The organism is Streptomyces sp. NPDC002867 (assembly GCF_053591895.1).
The window spans coordinates 289251-295845 of record NZ_JBSFUR010000005.1 but is presented as its reverse complement, the minus strand read 5'-3'; the positions used below and the strand labels follow the sequence as shown (position 1 = coordinate 295845).

7 protein-coding genes are annotated in these 6595 nt (G+C 73.7%); 4 read left to right on the top strand and 3 right to left on the bottom strand.

From position 1 onward, the window contains the following. Window positions 1-368 precede the first annotated feature (368 nt). Window positions 369-500 (bottom strand): hypothetical protein, encoded by a 132-nt coding sequence (locus tag ACWD0A_RS07520; RefSeq protein ID WP_451295533.1) that lies wholly within the window; start codon window positions 498-500, stop codon window positions 369-371. 125 nt (window positions 501-625) lie between these two features. Next, window positions 626-1549, bottom strand: a complete 924-nt coding sequence (locus tag ACWD0A_RS07515) for an EamA family transporter (protein ID WP_451295531.1) — start codon at window positions 1547-1549, stop codon at window positions 626-628. A gap of 83 nt (window positions 1550-1632) precedes the next feature. Here ACWD0A_RS07515 and ACWD0A_RS07510 point away from each other — a divergent pair, with 83 nt between their 5' ends. After that, window positions 1633-2556 carry a LysR family transcriptional regulator gene (locus ACWD0A_RS07510; RefSeq protein ID WP_451295529.1) on the top strand — a complete coding sequence of 308 codons (924 nt, stop codon included), beginning with the start codon at window positions 1633-1635 and terminating at the stop codon, window positions 2554-2556. 82 nt (window positions 2557-2638) lie between these two features. Next, a complete protein-coding gene (locus ACWD0A_RS07505; RefSeq protein WP_451295527.1) occupies window positions 2639-3649 on the top strand; it encodes an NAD-dependent epimerase/dehydratase family protein in 1011 nt (336 codons plus the stop codon). A gap of 43 nt (window positions 3650-3692) precedes the next feature. Here the strand turns inward: ACWD0A_RS07505 and ACWD0A_RS07500 are convergent, their stop codons facing one another. After that, window positions 3693-4340, bottom strand: coding sequence for a phosphoribosyltransferase family protein (locus ACWD0A_RS07500; protein WP_177151552.1), 648 nt, complete (start codon window positions 4338-4340; stop codon window positions 3693-3695). A gap of 127 nt (window positions 4341-4467) precedes the next feature. Between ACWD0A_RS07500 and ACWD0A_RS07495 the strand changes: the two genes are divergently transcribed. After that, window positions 4468-5580 carry a CapA family protein gene (locus tag ACWD0A_RS07495; protein WP_451295524.1) on the top strand — a complete coding sequence of 371 codons (1113 nt, stop codon included), beginning with the start codon at window positions 4468-4470 and terminating at the stop codon, window positions 5578-5580. A gap of 149 nt (window positions 5581-5729) precedes the next feature. Next, complete coding sequence (locus tag ACWD0A_RS07490; protein ID WP_451295522.1) at window positions 5730-6593, top strand: class II glutamine amidotransferase; 864 nt, start codon at window positions 5730-5732, stop codon at window positions 6591-6593. The last annotated feature ends 2 nt before the right edge of the window (window positions 6594-6595 follow it).

Genomic DNA, 6595 nt, shown 5'->3' with positions numbered 1-6595 from the left:
CAGGACCCGGTGGGCGACTGGATGCTGGAGCGTGTACGCCCCTTCTACCAACGACATCACGTGTAGAAGTCAAGCCCCCGCGACCCCGCGTCCGGGGCGGGAGCTCAGGTCCGGCGGACGTTCGCGGTCGCCGGCGCGCTGCGGGAGCCGTCCGGCGCGAGCGCCGCCAGCTGGATCGTCGAGGCGCCCTCGTCCCACGCCCGCGCGAGCGACTTCACGCAGTACACGTCGTCACGGATCCGGCCGACGGCCTCGCGCCGCCCGTCCGGCAGCTCGCGGATCGACGTCTCGCCACAGCGACACGGTGATCTCCAGATCGCGCAGCGGTTCGATCACACCGGCGACCGACCGCCGCCGCCAAGTCCTTCTCAAGGCACAGGCGTCGGCCCGGCACTGCACAAGTCGTCCAGGACCGACGGGATGTCGACGTCCGCACCGAACGAAGCCGTGGACTTGTTCTTCTCGGCGGGCCCGGCGTCCGGCAGCCCGGTCTCCGGCACGGGGCGCGCTCCCGGACCCCCAGCCGCTGCACCCGTGGACGCGAGGTCTCCTCGACACGGCCGGCCTCGACGGCTACGCCGGCGACACCACGGCGGACGCCCTCGGGGCCGGGCGGGCGGGCGGCTCACCGTCGTGACTCGGCCCGCGTGGCGCCGATGCCCGCGGCGACCACGAGGACCGTGCCGGCGATCTGCAGCACGGCGGGGGTCTGGGAGATCAGGACCATGGCGGCCAGCAGGCTGACGGCCGGTTCCAGACCGGCCAGCGTGCCGTACGTGGTCTTGCCGATGCGCTGCAGTGCCTTCATCTCCAGCAGGAAGGGCAGGAGGGGCATCAGGACGGCGATGCCGGCCGCGGCGGCGGCCGTCTGCCAGGTCAGCGCGCCGAGGGCGCCCGGCGCTCCGAAGGGTGCGGCGGCGACGGCGGCGACGGCGAGGGAGACGGCCAGCGCGTGGGGTGCGGACAGGCGGCTGCCGACGTGCGCGGTGCCGACGACGTACAGCGCCCAGCAGGCGGCCGACCCCAGGCCGAACAGGACGCCGATCAGGCTGGTGGAGCCCGTCCAGGGCGAGGTGAGCAGGACGACGCCGCCCGCCGCGAGCCCCAGCCACGCCAGCTCCCTGACCCGGTGGGACGCGAACACGGCCACGGTCAGCGGGCCGAGGAACTCCAGCGCCGTGGCGGTGCCGAGCGGCAGGCGGGCGGCGGCTTCGGAGAACAGCAGCATCATTCCGGCGCTCACGACGCCGAGGAACCCGGTGGCCAGCAGATCGCGCCGCGGGATCGTGCGCAGTGTCCGCCACAGGGACCCGCCGGTGACCAGGAGCAGGAGCACGGCCGCGAAGGTCAGGCGCAGCCACGTGGTGCCCGCCGGGCCGAGGGAGTGGAACAGCTCGGTCGCCAGCGCACTGCCGGTGTGGAGCAGGAGCATGGCGACGAGGACGAGGACCGGCCCGGGCATCATGCGGCGGCCGGGGGCCGGGGCCGTGACCGTCGGGGAGGAGGCGGTCGGCAGGGCTGCGGAGGACGTGTCGGAGGTGGCGGTCACCGGCCCATTGCAGCGGCAACCATCCGTTTCTGTCCACTGGCCGAAAGTGGACCGACCGGCCACCTTTCATGGACAATCGGCGGATGGCCACGGACGACATGGAACGACTCCCCGACCTGGGCCGGCTGAAGCTGCTGGTCGAACTGCACCGCCTCGGCACCATGGCCGCCGTCGCCGCCAGTACCGGCTACGGGACCTCGGCCGTCTCCAAGCACCTGGCGGTGCTGGAGCAGGAGGTCGGCGTGCGGCTGCTCACGCCGGACGGCCGCCGCGTCCAGCTCACGCCCGCCGGTGAGCGCCTGGTCGAGCACGCGGTGGGCATTCTCGCGGCGGTGGAGGCGGCGCAGTCCGAACTGCGCGGCACGGCGGATCCGGTGGGCCGGGTGCGCCTGGCGAGCTTCTTCACGGCGGTCGAACCGGTGGTCCTGCCCGCGCTGGCCCGTCTGCGGGAGCGGTATCCGAGGGTCGCGGTGGAGGTGCACGAGCACGAGCCGGAACACACGGCGCGGCTGCTGCGCTCGGGCGGCGCCGACCTGGGCGTGGTGTACGACTACAGCCTGGTGCCGCGGACGGTGCCGCCGGAGCTGAGCGCCCGGCAGTTCGAGGAGCAGCCGCTGTACCTCGCCGTCCCGGTCGGCCACCCCGACGCGGGCCGGCCGGTCGCCGTGTCGGACCTGGCGGAGTTCGCGGACACCGGCTGGATCGCCAACTCGCGCGGCACGGACGACGACGAGCTGGTCCAGCGCGTCTGCGCGATCGCCGGCTTCGTCCCCCGCATCGCGCACCGGGTGGACAGTCTGAGCCTGGTCAACAGTCTTGTGGGGGCCGGTCTCGGTGTGGCGCTCCTCGCGAGCTCGGGCATCGAGCGGCACCGTACGGACGTGGCCTTCCGGCCGCTGGACCCGGTCGCCGGCCTGCGCCGCAGTTTCCTGCTCGCGCGCGCAGGCCAGTGGTCCTGGCCGCCCATCGCGGCCCTCGCGTCGACGATCACCGACGGCCGTACGTGACCGTCCGGGCGGCCCGGCAGCCGCCCTCTGCCGACAGCGGATTTCCGGGACCCGCTGCCGCCGCCCGTGCTTGGGTGGCGGAATGGAGATCTTGATTCTGGGCGGTACGGCGTGGCTGGGGCGGGAGGTCTCGCGGCAGGCCGTGACGCGGGGCCACCGGGTGACGTGCCTGGCCCGCGGGGAGAGCGGCTCCGTGGCCGAGGGGGCGGAGCTGGTGACGGCCGACCGGGAGGACCCCGTCGCGTACGCATCGCTGCGCGACCGTAGGTGGGACGCGGTCGTCGAGGTGTCGTGGCAGCCGGGGTTCGTACGCGAGGCGCTGTCGGCGCTGGCGGACCGGGCGGGTCACTGGACGTACGTCTCGTCCGTCAGCGCCTACGCGTCCCATGCCGTGCGCGACGCCGACGAGTCCACGGAGCTGCTGGAGGCGGCGGAAGGGGGCCGGGCCGGCCGTGAGCAGTACGGGCAGGCGAAGGTCGCCTGCGAGCAGGCTTCCCTGGCCGCCGTGGGAGACCGGCTGCTGATCGCGCGCGCCGGCCTGATCGGCGGGCCCGGTGATCCCAGCGGCCGCTCCGGCTACTGGGTGGCCCGCGCCGCACGCGACCCGTTCGGGGCCATGCTCGTTCCCGACGACCCGGCGTCGCCGACCCAGGTGATCGACGTCAGGGACCTGGCCTCGTGGCTGCTGGACGCCGCGGAGGCGCGGACGACGGGGACGTACGACGCGGTGGGTCCGGTGGTGCCGTTCGCGCGGTGGCTGGAGCTGTCCCGTGCCGTCGGCGGTCACACCGGGCCCGTGGTCGCGGCCGCGCCGGCGTGGCTGCGAGAGCGGGAAGTGGGGCAGTTCATGGGTCCCGAATCGCTGGCGATGTGGCTGGACGAACCGGGCTGGGAGGGCTTCTCGGCGCGCAGCGGCTCCGCCGCGCGCGCCGCGGGGCTGCGGCATCGCAACCGCGAGGACCTGATCACCGACACCCTCGTCTGGGAGCGGGCGCAGGGCCTGGACCGGACCAGGCGCGCCGGTCTGAGCGCCGCGCGCGAACGCGAACTGCTGTACGCCCTGGAGCGGTTGGGAGCCCCGGGCCAGGACTGAGGCGTCGGGGAACGCGGGCCGCAGGTGCGCGGGCCGGCCGCGCCTAGCCGGCCATGCGCGCGGCGGCCTCCTCCAGGCAGCGCACGACCTCGCTGTCGTCGGTCTGCGCGAAGTCGGCGTAGAACTGGCCGATCGCGAAGAACTCGCGCGGTGTGCCCAGGCAGATCAGGTCGTCCGCCTCGTCGCCGAGCCGCATCGTCCAGTCCTCGGGTGCCACCGGGACCGCCAGCACGATCCGGGCGGCTCCCCTGGCGCGGGCGATCCGGCAGGCGGCCCGGGCGGTGGATCCCGTGGCGACTCCGTCGTCGACCAGCACGACCGTGCGGCCCTCGACCGGCAGCGGCGGCCGGTGCCCGCGGTAGCGCCGGGCGCGTTCCTCGAGCACCGCCCGCTCGCGCGCCTCGACCTGCTCCAGTTCCTCCGGGGTGACGCGGGCGCCCCGCACGATGTCGTCGTTGACGACGCGGACGCCGCCCTCACCGAGCGCGCCCATGCCGAGCTCGGGCTGGTAGGGCACTCCCAGCTTGCGCACGAGGCACACGTCCAGCGGCGCGTCCAGTGTCCGGGCGACCTCCGCCGCGACCGGTATCCCTCCCCTGGGCAGCCCCAGTACCACCGGCTTGTCCTGCTCGAAGCCCCGCATCCGGGCGGCCAGTCGGCGTCCCGCGTCGAGGCGATCCACGAAGAACACGATCGGCCTCCTCTATCCCTGGCAGCGGCCGACCCCCTTGCCATTCTCGTCCCGGTCGAGGCTCCCCGCCGCCGGAGGGCCGCCCGGCCCCGGATGACGTCGTGGCGAGCGGACTACCGTGGAGGTCATGGACGGTGACCTCGTCACCCTGTTCCTCAGCGGCGACGTCATGCTCGGCCGCGGCGTCGACCAGATCCTTCCGCACCCCGGTGATCCGGCGCTGTCCGAGCCGTACGTGCGGGACGCCCGCGGCTACGTCGAGCTGGCCGAGGCGGTGAACGGTGCGATTCCCCGCCCGGTCCCGTTCTCCTGGCCCTGGGGCGAGGCGCTGCCGCTGCTCGACGCCGCCGCGCCCGACGTGCGGCTGGTGAATCTCGAGACCTCCGTCACCCGCAGCGGCGACGCCGAGTCCGGCAAGGAGGTCCTCTACCGGATGCATCCGGCCAATCTGCCCTGCCTGTCGGCCGCCCGTCCCGATGTGTGCGCCCTCGCCAACAACCACGTCCTGGACTACGGCCGCCTCGGGCTGGAGGAGACGCTCGCGAGCCTGGCGGCCGCGGGCCTGCGCACGGCCGGCGCCGGCCGGGACCTCGACGCCGCCCGGCGGTACGCGTCCGTCCCCGTGCCGGGCGGCGGTCGGGTGGTCGTCGTCTCCCTCGGCCTGGAGTGCAGCGGTGTCCCGCCGAGCTGGGCCGCCACCGCGCGGCGCAGCGGGGTCCACTTCGCGGCCGGTCCTTCGCCTGCCGTCGCGGCGGACGTGACGGCCCTGCTGCGCCGGGCGAAACGGCCGGGCGACGTGACGGTCGTCTCCGTCCACATGGGCTCCAACTGGGGCCATCGCGTGCCCCGCGAGCAGGTCCGCTTCGCCCACGCGCTCGTCGACGGCGGCGCGGACGTCGTGCACGGGCACTCCTCGCACCATCCCCGGCCCGTCGAGGTCTACCGCGGCAGGCTGGTCCTCTACGGCTGCGGCGATCTGATCAACGACTACGAGGGCATCACCGGCTACGAGCGGTACCGGGACGACCTGCGGCTGCTCCTCGTCGCCTCCGTCGAGTCCGGCACCGGCCGCTTCCACGAGCTGCGCATCACGCCACTGCAGGCGCGGCGCATGCGGCTGACACACGCCTCGGACTCCGACTGCCGCGCTGTGCACGAGGTCCTGAGCCGGATCGGCGACGGCCTCGGCACCCGTATGCGGGCCGAGCCGGACGGCTCGCTCACGGTCCGGCCGTCCTGAGCACGGTGCGTCGCGCCGCGGTCCCGCATGGCGATCACCCAGTGCGACGCGTGATGATGGAGCTGCCTGCCCACGGGCTCCGGTCGCGCCAGGACGCCCGAAGCGACGCGAGTCCCGCGTTCCGGGGGACGGAGAGGGGAAGGGCCCAGATGTGCCGATGGCTTGCCTACTCGGGAACCCCGGTGCTCCTCGACTCCCTTCTGTACCGCCCCGCCCACTCCCTGATCGACCAGAGCCTGCACTCCAAGATGGGCGTCGAGACGACGAACGGCGACGGCTTCGGCATCGGCTGGTACACCCCGGGCATCGACACCCCGGCCGTGGTCCGCGACACCGGCCCCGCGTGGAACAACCGCAATCTGCGCGAGATCTCCGCCCACGTCCGCTCGCACCTGTTCTTCGCGCACATCCGGGCGTCCACCGGTTCGGCCATCCAGCAGACGAACTGCCACCCCTTCCGGCACGGGCGCTGGCTGTGGATGCACAACGGCGCGATCACCGACTTCCACCGGCTGCGCCGGGACCTGTGCCTGCTCATCGACCCGTCGTTGTTCGCCGACATCGAAGGGTCGACCGACTCCGAGGTCATGTTCTTCCTGGCGCTCACCTTCGGCCTGGACCAGGATCCGCCGACCGCCGTCGCGCGGATGGCGGGGCATGTGGAGAGCCTCGGCCACCGGCACGGCGTGGACTTCCCGCTCCAGATGACGGTGGCCGTCACCGACGGGGAGAACCTGTGGGCCTTCCGCTACTCCAGCGAGCGCCGCTCGCGTTCCCTGTACTACAGCGCCGAGGTGGGGACGCTGCGGGCGCTGCACCCGGATCTGGAGTTCCTGGAGGGGCTGTCCGACGAGACGCGTCTCGTGGTGTCCGAGCCGCTCAGCGGTCTGCCCGGCGCCTGGAACAAGGTTCCCGAGTCGAGCTACGGCCTCGTGCGCGGCGGCCCGGACTTCATGCAGCCGTTCGTGCCGATGCCGAACGGAAGCGCACCGGCGGCACGCGCCCTGCGCTGACC